Source organism: Lentzea nigeriaca, from assembly GCF_016907955.1.
Lineage (GTDB): Bacteria > Actinomycetota > Actinomycetes > Mycobacteriales > Pseudonocardiaceae > Lentzea > Lentzea nigeriaca.
On record NZ_JAFBCX010000017.1, the window covers coordinates 119,901 to 132,304 of the forward strand.

Here is a 12,404-nt window from a genome sequence, read left to right on the forward strand (position 1 = left end):
CCTTCCGGCCCCCGCGGAACAGGACCTCGTGCCCGGTTCAGCACGCGCCGCCGGACGCGACCCTGTCCGTGGAGGTGAGTGCGGTGAAGGCATGGCTGACGGCGCACCGGCCCCTGGTGGCCGGCGCGATGGTGCTGGTGCTCGCGGGCGTGGCGGTGGTGGTCTTCGCGTTGCTGCGGCCGGCGCCCGAACCGCCGGTAGCGGCACCATCGAGCACCTCGGCCAGTCCGACGACGACCACCACCACCACCGGTTCGAGCACACCGCCAACGACAACGGCGCCGACAACCACTCGGACACCTCCCCCAGCGGTTCCTTTCCCGGAGTCGTTGCGCGGCCAGGACATCTCCAGACTGCCGACCGACCGCAAGGTCGTCGCACTCACCTTCGACGCGGGCGCCAACTCCGCGGGACTGCCCAGCATCCTCCGCACCCTGGCGGACCAGCGGGTGCTCGCGACCTTCTTCCTCACCGGCAACTTCGCCCAGGCCGAACCGGGTACCGTGCAGGCGATCCTCGCCGCCGGGCACCGCATCGGAAACCACTCGATGACACACCCCTACCTCACCCGACTGCCCGACAACGAGATCGCCGCCGAACTGACCCGTGCCGAACAGGTCCTCATGCGCACCGGCGCCGACCCCCGACCGCTGTTCCGCTTCCCCTACGGCGACCGCGACGCACGCACGATCGCGGACGTCAACGCCCAGGGCTACGTCGCGGTGCGCTGGACCGTCGACACCCTCGGCTGGCAGGGCACCACCGGCGGCAACAGCCCCCAACGAGTCGTCGAACGCACGATCACAGCACTGCAACCAGGCGAGATCGTGCTGATGCACATCGGATCCCACCCCACCGATCGATCCACTTTGGACGCCGACGCCCTACCGGACGTCATCGCCGCCGTGCGGGCACGCGGCTACGACTTCGTCACCCTCGACACCCTGCTCGGCGAGGGGACGACCAGGAGGTGACATGGACGTCGAGGCATGGCTGCTGGACGGCGATCCCGCCATCCGGTGGCAGGTGATACGCGATCTTCAGGACGGGCCGGAGGCGGAGTGGCGGGCGGAACGGGCACGGGTCGCGACCGAGGGCTGGGGTGCGCGGCTGCTCGCCCATCGCGACGATGGCGGCCGCTGGACCCCGCGCCTGTACGGCCGGAAGTGGATCTCGACCACGTACTCGTTGTTGCTGCTGCGCCAGCTCGGCCTGCCTCCGGACGATCCGCGGGCCCGCGAGTCGTGCGCGCTGTTCCTGGAGGAAGGACTGTGGGAGGACGGCGGCATGAACCTCTCCGTGACCCAGCGGCGCAGCGAAACGTGCATCACCGGGTTCGCGCTCGGTCTGCTGTCGTACTTCGGGTCCCCGGACCCGCGCCGGGAACTGCTCGCCGCCTACCTGAAGCGCGAACAGATGCCGGACGGCGGATGGAACTGCCTACGGCACCAGGGCGCCACGCACAGTTCGTTCCACACCACCGCGAACGTGCTCGACGGTCTGCGCGACTACGGCGGGGCCGAGCAGGAGGAGGCGCGCGGCCGGGAGTTCCTGCTGGCCCACCGGCTCTACCGTTCCCACCGCACCGGCGCCGTGGTCGATTCCGCGATGCTCCGCCTGACCTTCCCACCCCGCTGGCGCCACGACGTGCTCCGCGCACTGGACCACTTCCGCGCCGCCGGAGCGCACCGGGACGAGCGGCTGACCGATGCCGTCGAAGCGGTGCGGACCAAGCAGGGCCGGGACGGCAGGTGGACGTTGCAGCGGCCCCACCCCGGCGCGGTCTGGTTCGACCTGGAGCAGGCCGGTGAACCGAGCCGCTGGAACACGTTGCGCGCACTGCGCGTGCTGAGATGGTTCGACAGACCCTGACGGTGCGCGTCGGACTGTCGTCAGTCCAACGAGGTGATGCGGTCGAGCTCAGCGCGCACGGCACGCGTGAGCACATCGAGGTCCGGGAACCGGTCCAGATCCGCGATCACGGTGATGGTCACGGTGCCCGCGTAGGTGAACACGTCAAAATAGACGGTCACGTTCCCGGCACCGAGCGATCCGATCGGGACGGCCGATCGGATCGGCCAGCCGCTGAAGGTGATCGGATCAGCAGGGCCGCGGACGTGGCTGACCAGGGTGTGCATTCGACGCTGATGGTTCATGTACCAGCGGTAGACACCGAGTGCGGCGAGCGGCCGGAACAGCCAGCCGAGCAACGCGATCAGCGGCGGTCCCTGAGCGGAGGACTTGTGCGCGCGAACTCGGGCTTCGGTGCGCCGCAGGCGTTCTGCCAGGTCGCCAGTGGCCGGTACGGGCACCAGGAGCGGGCTGACCATGTTTCCCCGCGCGGGCTCTTCCGACACGTGACCGGACACCGGCACGCCGACCATCACGGTGTCGAGGGACTCTCCGCTGGCCAGCAGCACGTCGTTCAGTGCCGCTCCCACCGCCGTCAGTATGGCGTCATTGGCAGTGGCGCCGTGCCGGTGCGCCGCTGCCCGAAGCGCCTTCGCGGGGACGCGGACCACAGCCGACCCGCCGCGTCCTCCGGTCTGCCGCAACAACGAGCACGGCACCGCACGCGGAGGATGCAGCCCTCCCGCGGCGGCCGTCGACATGCGCAGCAAGCGCAGAGCCGCGCCAGTCCGGAGCACGGCGCGAACCCGTTCCGACACGGCGTCGAGGGCCAGCGCGGTTGCAGTCGGACGCGGTCGGGGAAAGACCACCGGGGGCGCGGACGTTCCCGGATCGGCCAGGCGGGCCAGGATGGCAAGCCCGCCGACCCCGTCCGCGAGCACGTGATGCAACACGATCACCAGCGCGACCTGCCGGTCGGCGAGCCCTGTCACGAACACCGCCGACCAACGCGGGCCTGGCAGCGGCAGCGGGGTCGCGACGAGGGAATATGCCCTGTCGAGCAAGGCCCGTTCGTCCCACGGCTCCGCGCAGCGCACCACGCGAACCTGGTCACGGATGTCGAAACGTTCGTCGTCGACCCAGATCGGCCCGCCGCACCCGAGCGGCGTCCGGATCAGTCGCTGCCGCAGCCTGGGCACCGCCACCACTCGGTCGGCGAGCACCTGCCTGGCACGATCCAGGTCGAACCCGTCGGCCTCGTCGAACAGCAGAACCACTCCGAATTGCTCGGGAGCACGGGCGTCATCCATCGCCAGAAACGCGCGGTCGGTCGGACTCGCCCGGTCGATCATCGGGTGTCCGGGCGCATGCTGACGGCCATCACGACGAGCGCGACAAGGAACACTCCCACGACGAACGGTTCGGCCGGATCGAACCCACGAGCGCCGGCGACCGCTGCTCTGGCCTGGAACACCAGGGCCACGACGTAGTTCACCTGATACAGCGCACCGAACACGAGCACCGCGGTGGCGAGCACGAATCCCCAGGACTTTCGGCGCCACAACAGGATCGACGCCAGCACACACACCGGCGCGAAGAACGCGAGGTCGAGTACGTACGCCAGATGCACCGCCGGCATCGGCAGCACCAGCTCGCTCTCGTCCGGAAGCGCCCCGGTGAAGGCGAAACGCAACGAGTAGAACACCCATGTCCCGGCGAGGCCGAGCCCTACGAGCATCAGCACCACGCTGATCGTGCGCACCGGCGTGCCCCGCCTGAACCGCCGGTGGATGGCGGCAGCATCGACGTTCCGAGACAGGAGCACCGCGGCCACGACTGTCAACGGCAACAGCGCCACGTGCACGAGAAACATGTCGTTGAACGCCGACCCGAAGACGTAGATCGCGTAGTTGTAGCCGGCGTACATGAGCAGACCGAGCCAAACCTGCCGTGCGCCAAGAGATCCCCGTCGTTCCATCACCAACGCACCGACCAGCAACGGCGTGGCCAGCAGCAGGGTGACCAGGTCGTAGGCCCGAAGTTCCGCACCGATCTCCGGAGAGTCCTGGTAGAGACCGGGAATCCACAGTCCGGCCGCGGACGACACGACCATCAACGCCGCCACCACCGCTGAAACCAGGCGGGCGGCACGGAGGCCGTCCTTCTCGGTCTGCGTCTCGCCCATGTCGTCCCTCCTCGGCCGAGCCTCCGCGGTCAGGTGAAGATGATCTGGCCTCCCGCCGCGCGCTCGTAGAACCCTCCGACCGTGATGATGTCCTGCACCTGGACGATGAACTCCTCTTCGGACAGTCCGAACGGTTCCGCCGCCGAGGATCACGATCCGGTTGGTCATGTCTCGAGTCTTCGGCTCGGCGCGACCCGCTCCCAGGGGACTTCGTCCCCGCGCACACGGGTCCATCGACAGCGTCCACGGCCAGCCAGCCGGTTTCACGATGAGCGGGTGACCAGCAACGTTCCTGACGCACCGGCCGCGCCGCTGGTGGACCGCATCCGACGCGGCCTCATCGGCGACGGCGAGGTCCTGGACGGGCCTTACGGTCCGCGCAGGATCATCTACGCGGACTACACCGCGTCTGGGCGTGCGCTGGACTTCATCGAGGACTTCATCCGCGCGCACGTCCTTCCCCGCTACGCCAACACCCACACCGAGAGCTCGGACACGGGGCTGTACACGACCAGGCTGCGCGAACAGGCCAGGCGGCTCATCCGCGACTCGGTCGGCGGCACGGACGACGATCTGGTCGTCTTCTGCGGCTCGGGCGCGACAGCGGCGATCACCAAGCTCATCGGCATTCTCGAGATCCGGCTCCCCGCAGGGTTGAGCGACAAATACGCGCTGATGGGCCAGATCCCTCCGAACGAGCGGCCTGTGGTGTTCGTCGGCCCGTACGAGCACCACTCCAACGAACTGCCGTGGCGCGAGTCGATCGCGGACGTAGTGGTCATCGGTGAGGACGTGCACGGCCACGTCGACGTCGCCGAGCTGTGCCGTCAGCTGGTCCGGCACGCGGATCGGCCACTGCTGATCGGTAGCTTCTCCGCCGCTTCCAACGTCACCGGCGTCCTCACCAACACCGACAGCATCGCCGCGCTCCTGCACGACCACGGCGCACTGTCCTTCTGGGACTACGCGGCCGCCGCCCCGTACGTGCCGATCCGCGTGCAAGAGAGCGCGCCAGGCAGTGGTGATCACAAGGACGCGATCTTCCTGTCACCGCACAAGTTCGTCGGTGGCCCACAGACCCCTGGGGTGCTGGTCGTACGCCGCGAGCTGGTCACCAACACGGTGCCGACGGTGCCGGGCGGTGGCACGGTGGCGTTCGTCAGCCCCGGCGGGCACCGCTACCTGGACGACCCGGTCGCCCGCGAGGAAGGTGGCACACCCGCCATCGTCGAGTCCATCCGGGCCGGTCTGGTGTTCGCGCTCAAGGACGCCGTCGGCACCCGGCTGATCCAGGCGCGCGAGGAACGCCTGTGGCGGTACGGCCTCGCCGCGTGGGAGGACGAGCCCGGCATCGAGATCCTCGGTGACCACGACGCGGCCCGGTTGTCGATCGTGTCGTTCCGCGTTCGCCATGGCGAGCGGTTCCTGCACCACAACTTCGTGGTAGCCGTGCTCAACGACCTGTTCGGCATCCAGTCCCGCGGCGGTTGCTCGTGCGCCGGACCGTACGGGCACCGGTTGCTCTCCATCGACGCCGCGCACTCTCATGGCTACGACCACGAGGTCGCCGTCGGCTGCGCCGGCGTCAAGCCCGGCTGGGTACGCCTGAACTTCAACTACTTCATCACCGACGCCGTCCGTGACTATCTCGTCGAGGCGGTGCGGCTGATCGCCCGGCACGGCCACCGCCTGCTGGCCGACTACGTCTTCGACCCGCACACCGGACGGTGGCGGCACCGCGCCAAAGCCGCTGTGCCGCTCGAGCTGCCGGATCTGCGCTCTGTCACGACCGCGAAGCCTCCCGTCACAGCGGCCCAGGCCGACGACGGCATCCTGGCCTCGCAACTGGACGACGCCCGGTGCCTGCTCGCCGCACGGGCCGACCTGATCGACGACGCACCCACCGGACTGTCCGAGGACTTCGAGGCACTGCGCTGGTTCGTCCTGCCGCCGGTGTGCCTGCTCGGCGCTCCCCCGCACCGGCAGCCTGCGGCAGCCAGAAACGTCTGAGGTGAGAAACCATGCAGAACAACATCTTCTTCATCGTCCTGTGGACGGCGTGTGTCGTCGCGACGATCATCGGTGCCGCCTTGGCGGTCCGCCGGCCGGTGGGCCGCTACATCGGCCGAGTCGCGGTGGGCGTGCTGTTCGTGGTCGGCGGCGCGCTGTTGCACGTGATCAACCTGGTCCGCGGGGACGACTACGCCGGCTTCGCCGACCCCGCCCATTTCGCCTGGGTGACCACCGCGTGGCGAGCTGTCGTGCCGCCGAACCACGTGCTGCTGATCGGCCTGCTGATCCTGTTCGAGGCCACGGCCGGAGTGCTCGTGATCAGCGGCCGGTGGACACGGCTCGGCTACGTCGCAGTGATCGCCTTTCACCTGCTGCTGTGGCTGTTCGGGTGGTTCGAGACCGTGTACGCCCTGATCATGCTGCCGCCGCTCGTGTTGCTGCTCCACGCCGAGACGCGGCTCAACCGGCATCGTGATCGCCCGGCAGTGCCCTCCCGGTGAAGCCGACGTGCGCCTCGCGGCGAGCGCGCTCGACCATGTGCGGGTGGTGCAGGTCGAACGCGGGCCGGTTCGAGCGGATCCGGGGCAGTTCGGTGAAGTTGTGCCGCGGCGGCGGGCACGTGGTGGCCCATTCCAGCGAGTTGCCGAAGCCCCACGGGTCGTCGACCGTGACGATCTCGCCGTACCAGTAGCTCTTGATGACGTTCCAGATGAACGGCAGCGTCGAGGCGCCGAGAACGTAGGCACCGATGGTGGACAACGTGTTGAGCGTGGTGAAACCGTCCGTGGCGAGGTAGTCGGCGTAGCGGCGCGGCATGCCCTGGTTGCCCAGCCAATGCTGCACCAGGAAGGTGACGTGGAACCCGATGAACGTCGTCCAGAAGTGCAGCTTCGCCAGCCGTTCGTCCATCATCCTGCCGGTGATCTTCGGGAACCAGAAGTAGATGCCGGCGAAGGTCGCGAACACGATCGTCCCGTACAGCACGTAGTGGAAGTGGGCCACCACGAAGTAGGTGTCCGAGACGTGGAAGTCCAGCGGTGGCGCCGCGAGCAGCACGCCGCTCAGCCCGCCGAACAGGAAGGTGACCAGGAACCCGATCGAGAACAGCATCGGCGACTCGAACGTGAGCTGTCCCTTCCACATCGTGCCGATCCAGTTGAAGAACTTGATGCCGGTCGGAATGGCGACGAGGAAGGTCAGCAGCGCGAAGAACGGCAGCAGCACGGCGCCGGTCGCGTACATGTGATGCGCCCACACCGCGAGCGACAGCGCGGCGATCGACAGCGTCGCCCAGACCAGTCCTTTGTAGCCGAAGACCGGTTTGCGCGAGAACACCGGGACGATCTCGGAGATCACCCCGAAGAACGGCAGCGCCAGGATGTACACCTCGGGGTGGCCGAAGAACCAGAACATGTGCTGCCACAACACGACTCCCCCGTTGGCGGGGTCGAAGACGTGGGCGCCGAGCAGCCGGTCCGCCAGCAGGCCGAACCCCGCCGCCGTCAGGATCGGGAAGACGACGAGCACCAGGATGCTGGTGACCAGGATGTTCCAGGTGAAGACCGGCATCCGCCACATCGTCATGCCGGGACCACGCAGGCACACCACGGTCGTGACCATGTTGACCGCACCGAGGATGGTGCCGAGACCACCGACGGCGACACCGACGATCCACAGGTTGGCGCCGACCCCGGGCGAATGTTCCGCGCCGGACAGCGGGACGTAGGCGAACCAGCCGAAGTCGGCGGCGCCACCGGGCGTGACGAACCCGCCCAGCATCAGCAGACCGCCGAACAGGAACAGCCAGAACGACAACGCGTTCAGCCGGGGGAACGCGACGTCCGGTGAACCGATCTGCAACGGCAGCACGAAGTTGGCGAACCCGAACACACTCGGCGTCGCGTACAGCAGCAACATGACCGTGCCGTGCATGGTGAACAGCTGGTTGTACTGCTCCGCGGACAGGAACTGCAGACCCGGCCGCGCCAGCTCGCCCCGGATCAGCATCGCCATCGCCCCGCCCACCATGAAGAAGGCGAACGTGGTGACCAGGTACATCACACCGATCTGCTTGTGGTCGGTGGTGCGGAACAACCCCAGCAACGCCGAACCCTTGCGCCCGGGCCGCGCGGGGCCGGGGCGAACCTCGATCGGGGTGGGAACCAGTGCCGTCACGGATCACTCCAGTCTCGTCCGAGGGGAACTCCGACAGGGTCGTCCGAGCGGAAGCGAACCTTCAGGGCCGAAGGTCACTCCGGCCCAGGGACCTTCCGGTTCGCATGCCGCAGGTCACCGGTCCTCGCCTCCACCTCGGTGACTCGCCCAGGGACCAACATCCCGGTCCACGGTTCCGCTGGTCCTCGGTGTCCTCGCCACTAACCGTCCAGGCGAGCCTCGTCCATCTGTTCGTCCAGTCCGGGTCGCACCAGAAGCACCGGACATCGCGCGTGGCGCAGGACCGACTGGCTCGTCGAACCGAGCATCATCCCTCTGAGACCGCCCCTGCCGCGGGACCCGACCACGAGCAGGGAGGCGCCTTCGGAGTGCTCCACGAGCCGCTGGGCGGGTGAGCCGTGCACGACGTGCGCCTCGACCCGCACGCCGGGATGCCGGTCCGCGCAGGCCTCCAGCCGCTGCTTCACGAGGGCGTGGCGGACGGAGTCGAGCTCTGACCACACGATGCCGACGGTCTCGGCGATCCGCGCGTTGCGCATCGGCGGGTGCCAGGCGTGCACGGCGACCAGCGAGGTGCCTCTCGCCTCGGCTTCCTCGAACGCCCGGTCCAGCACGTGCCAGTTCTGCGGGGAACCGTTGACCCCGACGACGACGGGTCCGTCCAGTACTGGATCGGCGCCCCTGACGATGACCACCGGGCACTTCGCGTGGCACGACAACGCGACAGCTACCGAACCGAGCAGCAGACCGGTGAATCCGCCGAGGCCTCGCGATCCGACCACGACGAGGGCGGCGTCCGCCGACTCCTGCTCCAGCAGCCACGCGGGCGTGTTCACCTCGACCCGTACCTGGACCTCGACGCCGGGCGCGACCTCGTTGGCCTCCGAAACGGCCTTCTGCACCCAGGCGATGGCCTCATCGTGCAGCGCGCTGCGGGCCATGCCTGTCATGTCGAGCGCGTCGGCGGGTAACGGCAGCTCGGCGTGCACGATGCGCAGGGACGCACCGCGCCGGACGGCTTCCTCCGCCGCCCAGGACACTGCCCGCTGGGCGGCGTCCGATCCGTCCAGACCGACGACCACCACGTTCGAATGTCCGATCGGAACGGTCACCCGGTTCACCGCCCGGTCCAGTCCGGGGCGATCCGCCGCCACTCGTTCGCCCACTGGCGCAGCCGGATCCGCTTGTGCGTGAACCTCGTCGCCAGGTACAGCAGCGCCATCGCGCCCGTTACAGCGCTCCAGAGCAGGAAGGCGAGGATGATCGCGTTGACTGCGGCGCCTTCGCTCGTCATCGGGGGTTCCGTCACCCGGCCGCTCTCGTCGATCCAGACCGGCACCCTGGCGCCGGACTTCGCGTCGTAGTGCGCCTGCACCACACCCTCGCGGGTGGTGCCGTCCCGCAACCGCCACCTCGCGAGGACGGGTGCCGACTCGACGACGCCACCGCGCGCGGCGGAGCCGATCGTGATCGGCGCATCTTCGATCAGGAAGGCTTCCACGTGCTGCTTGCTCACCTGCTCGACGGCAACCCGTGCCCGATCGTTCGCGTACGTCTCGGAACCTGTCGCACCCGCGACCGGAATCGCGATCAGCGACACCGCGACGCCGAGCGCCAGCATCACGCCTTCGATCCGGTCGCCGGTCGTCGCGAGCTCGTTGCGGTAGGGGAAGGCCTGATGCACGAGTCTGGTCATCGGTTTCGCGGTCATGGTCCACCTCCGGTACCAAGATTTCCGGGCGGACGCGGCGATCCCCAGGGACCAACGTCTCGACACCGATGAGCACCTGGTCTCAGCCGAAATGGAGTCCCCGTGCGGTGTTCGCAGCCGGTGCGCGGGAGAAGTCTGGAACAGACTTCGATTCCAGGGAGAACGCCATGACCACCCCACTCCTCATCACCGGCCAGGAGCACTACGCGGACGTCCCCGACCGTCGCCTGGCCGCGATGCTCGCCGAGGAGGACGCGGCGGAGGAGCTGGGTCTGAACCCACTGGAGCGCGTCTCCTGCCGGCTGCACCGCCGGTGGCTGCACCACTGCGTGCACTCCGCGGACCACGTCATCAAGGTCACCGGGCACCGGTGGTGCCGCGACTGCTCCTCGACCGCCTCAGTAGGCGTCGACGAGCTGACCGGCGACGTCCTGGTGCGCTGCGAAAAGTGCCACGAAGTCCCCAGAAGCGCCGCCACCCAGCAGATCGTCCGCGCGTGCCGGGCGAGCCTCGCCGCCGCCCAGGGCTTCTTCGCCGATCAGGCGATCGCCGTCGCGATCACGAGGTAGATCGGCAAGAACTGCACGACCGTCGCGAGCGGACCGGAGCGGAACGCGGGGTCACGGTCCAGCCAGTGGGAACACCCACGGCAGCACCATGGCCATCGCTGTCGCGATCGACGAGGCCACCGGCGATGCGGCGGCCGGTCGAACCAGCCGCCGCAGGTGATCAGTCGCAGTTCGGGGCAGGACGTCTGCGCGTAGACCACCCGCGAGATCTCGATGCCGTCGCCGAGGGACGATCTCGTGCGGGATGAAAGGACGCGTGGTTCTCACACCCGCGGAAGAGGAGAAGGCGCACACGATGGCCCTCGCCTCGTGGCGGGGTGGCGGCGATGGAGTTCGAACGGCGGGACGTCAGGGCCTCACGCGAGCACGCGTCAGGAAAGCAACGCCCGCCGCCAGCGTGGTGAGTCCGCGCTGGTCTTCCTCGGTCACCGGCAAGCCGCTGCGCTTGCTCAGTTCCGCCGCGTAGGCCTGGAAGTCGATGGAGTCGAGGTCGAGTTCCTCGCGCAGGTCGGCGTCCGGGGCGACGTCACCGAGCTCGGCGTCCGGCGCGACGGTCAGCAGGGCGGCCTGGATCATGTCGCGGGCGTCGTCGGGTGTCATTGTTCCTCCGGTGTGGTCAGCAGTTTCTCGACGATCTCCAGGTAGCGGGCGCCGGTGTGCCCGTCGGTCGCGCGGTGGTCGGCCGACAGCGTCACGGTGACCACGGGACGCACGCCGAGCAGGCCGTCGACGGCCCATGGGCGTTCGACCACCTTGCCGACGCCGACGAGAGCGACCTGCGGCGGATGGATCACGCCGAAGACCGACTCGACGCCGCGGTCTCCGAGGTTGGTGACCGTGATGGTCGCCTCGGTCAGCTCACTGCCGCGCAACCGCCCGCCGCGGGCGCGGGTGACGAGGTCGCGCACCCGGTCCATCATCTCGACCGGCCCGAGGCTGGTGGCGTCCGCGATCACCGGGACGATCAGCCCGCCACCGCGCAGCGACACGGCCATCCCGAGGCGCACACCGTCGCCGGCCTCGAATCCTTCGCTGTTCCAGAATCCGTTGAGCTGCGGCACTTTCTCCGCCGCTCGCGCGCACGCTCGCAGCACGAGAGCGACCGGCAGGACACGGCGCTCGACCGGCAGGTCGCGGTTCAGCTCGGCCAGTCTCGCCATCGCGGTGGTCATGTCGATCGTGGTGCTCAGGTAGTAGTGCGGGATTTCCCGCTTCGACCGCGCCATCAGCTTCGCGGTGGCCAGCCGCAGGGTCGCGGTTCGATCGACGATCGGCGCGGCCGGTTTCTCGGCCTGCGGTGGGGGTTTCACCGCACGGATGTCGGCCGCGCGAACGTCGGCCGCCCGAACGACGCCGTCGCGCGCCGAGACGCGGATGAGATCGACGCCGAGCTCCTTCGCGAGACGCCGTGCGTAGGGCGTCGCCCTGGTCCGTACCGGCGACTCGGCCACGGCTCGCGGCCGGGCGGCCCGCTGCACGTCCGCACGCGTGATCGCGCCGCCCCTGCCGGTGCCACGGACTCCGGCCAGGTCGACGCCGAGCTCGGCGGCCTGCTTGCGCACCAGTGGCCCTGCGACGGGAGTTCGCGGCTTCGGTGCCGGCGCGGGGGCGGACGGCGCGGCTGGAGCGGGCGCCGTCGGCTTCGGTACCGGCACGGGCTTCGCTGTCGCACCGTCCACTGTCCCGATGGTGGCGAGCGGCGTGCCGACCGGCACCGACTTTCCCGGCTGCACCAGGATGTCCTCGATCACGCCGCTGTCGAAGCATTCGACGTCGACCGCGGATTTCGCGGTGTCCACGACCGCGACGACGTCGCCTCGTGCGACGGTGTCGCCCGGCTGCACCAGCCACTCGATCACTGTGCCCTCGTCCATGTCGGCACCGAGCGAGGGCATCCGAA

The 12,404-nt window shown here is 69.0% G+C and carries 12 protein-coding genes; 5 read left to right on the forward strand and 7 right to left on the reverse strand.

All coding sequences use genetic code 11. From position 1 onward, the window contains the following. Window positions 1–83: 83 nt before the first annotated feature. Together JOD27_RS37425 and JOD27_RS37430 are read left to right on the forward strand one after the other, a co-directional pair. Entirely contained in the window at window positions 84–974 is an 891-nt protein-coding gene (locus JOD27_RS37425) for a polysaccharide deacetylase family protein (protein WP_204767083.1), read from the forward strand. A 1-nt stretch (window position 975) separates the two neighbouring features. After that, window positions 976–1,872 (forward strand): squalene cyclase, encoded by an 897-nt coding sequence (locus JOD27_RS37430; protein ID WP_204767084.1) that lies wholly within the window; start codon window positions 976–978, stop codon window positions 1,870–1,872. A gap of 20 nt (window positions 1,873–1,892) precedes the next feature. Here JOD27_RS37430 and JOD27_RS37435 read toward each other — a convergent pair whose 3' ends face one another. Together JOD27_RS37435 and JOD27_RS37440 are read right to left on the reverse strand one after the other, a co-directional pair. Further along, entirely contained in the window at window positions 1,893–3,203 is a 1,311-nt protein-coding gene (locus JOD27_RS37435) for a wax ester/triacylglycerol synthase domain-containing protein (protein ID WP_204767085.1), read from the reverse strand. Then, entirely contained in the window at window positions 3,200–4,036 is an 837-nt protein-coding gene (locus JOD27_RS37440) for a hypothetical protein (protein ID WP_204767086.1), read from the reverse strand. The genes JOD27_RS37435 and JOD27_RS37440 overlap by 4 nt, the downstream gene beginning before the upstream one ends. Window positions 4,037–4,312: 276 nt before the next feature. On the opposite strand from JOD27_RS37440, the gene JOD27_RS37445 reads away from it, so the two are divergent. Continuing rightward, complete coding sequence (locus JOD27_RS37445; RefSeq protein WP_307830559.1) at window positions 4,313–6,046, forward strand: aminotransferase class V-fold PLP-dependent enzyme; 1,734 nt, start codon at window positions 4,313–4,315, stop codon at window positions 6,044–6,046. Between the two features lie 11 nt (window positions 6,047–6,057). Continuing rightward, entirely contained in the window at window positions 6,058–6,549 is a 492-nt protein-coding gene (locus JOD27_RS37450; RefSeq protein ID WP_204767087.1) for a DoxX family membrane protein, read from the forward strand. Here JOD27_RS37450 and ctaD read toward each other — a convergent pair. From ctaD to JOD27_RS37465, 3 genes are all read right to left on the reverse strand, one after another. Further along, complete coding sequence (gene ctaD / locus JOD27_RS37455; protein ID WP_204767088.1) at window positions 6,509–8,224, reverse strand: aa3-type cytochrome oxidase subunit I; 1,716 nt, start codon at window positions 8,222–8,224, stop codon at window positions 6,509–6,511. The two genes, JOD27_RS37450 and ctaD, sit on opposite strands and share 41 nt — an antisense overlap. A 200-nt stretch (window positions 8,225–8,424) precedes the next feature. Beyond that, a complete protein-coding gene (locus tag JOD27_RS37460; protein ID WP_204767089.1) occupies window positions 8,425–9,336 on the reverse strand; it encodes a universal stress protein in 912 nt (303 codons plus the stop codon). 5 nt (window positions 9,337–9,341) lie between these two features. Then, window positions 9,342–9,935 carry an Rv1733c family protein gene (locus JOD27_RS37465; RefSeq protein WP_204767090.1) on the reverse strand — a complete coding sequence of 198 codons (594 nt, stop codon included), beginning with the start codon at window positions 9,933–9,935 and terminating at the stop codon, window positions 9,342–9,344. A 167-nt stretch (window positions 9,936–10,102) separates the two neighbouring features. Between JOD27_RS37465 and JOD27_RS37470 the strand changes: the two genes are divergently transcribed. Beyond that, window positions 10,103–10,504: a hypothetical protein gene (locus tag JOD27_RS37470; protein WP_204767091.1), complete on the forward strand. Its 402-nt coding sequence runs from the start codon at window positions 10,103–10,105 to the stop codon at window positions 10,502–10,504. Window positions 10,505–10,852: 348 nt separating this feature from the next. On the opposite strand, the gene JOD27_RS37475 is transcribed toward JOD27_RS37470, so the two are convergent. Further along, complete coding sequence (locus JOD27_RS37475) at window positions 10,853–11,104, reverse strand: phosphopantetheine-binding protein (RefSeq protein ID WP_204767092.1); 252 nt, start codon at window positions 11,102–11,104, stop codon at window positions 10,853–10,855. Next, a complete protein-coding gene (locus JOD27_RS37480) occupies window positions 11,101–12,399 on the reverse strand; it encodes a dihydrolipoamide acetyltransferase family protein (protein ID WP_204767093.1) in 1,299 nt (432 codons plus the stop codon). Before JOD27_RS37480 ends, JOD27_RS37475 begins: the two co-directional genes overlap by 4 nt. Window positions 12,400–12,404 lie beyond the last annotated feature (5 nt).

Coding starts and splice junctions, on each gene's coding strand:
- JOD27_RS37435 (WP_204767085.1), bottom strand. CDS start 3,203: ATGATCGACCGGGCGAGTCCGACCGACCGCGCGTTTCTGGCGATGGAT.
- JOD27_RS37480 (WP_204767093.1), bottom strand. CDS start 12,399: ATGCCCTCGCTCGGTGCCGACATGGACGAGGGCACAGTGATCGAGTGG.
- JOD27_RS37440 (WP_204767086.1), bottom strand. CDS start 4,036: ATGGGCGAGACGCAGACCGAGAAGGACGGCCTCCGTGCCGCCCGCCTG.
- JOD27_RS37430 (WP_204767084.1), top strand. CDS start 976: ATGGACGTCGAGGCATGGCTGCTGGACGGCGATCCCGCCATCCGGTGG.
- JOD27_RS37465 (WP_204767090.1), bottom strand. CDS start 9,935: ATGACCGCGAAACCGATGACCAGACTCGTGCATCAGGCCTTCCCCTAC.
- JOD27_RS37475 (WP_204767092.1), bottom strand. CDS start 11,104: ATGACACCCGACGACGCCCGCGACATGATCCAGGCCGCCCTGCTGACC.
- JOD27_RS37470 (WP_204767091.1), top strand. CDS start 10,103: ATGACCACCCCACTCCTCATCACCGGCCAGGAGCACTACGCGGACGTC.
- JOD27_RS37450 (WP_204767087.1), top strand. CDS start 6,058: ATGCAGAACAACATCTTCTTCATCGTCCTGTGGACGGCGTGTGTCGTC.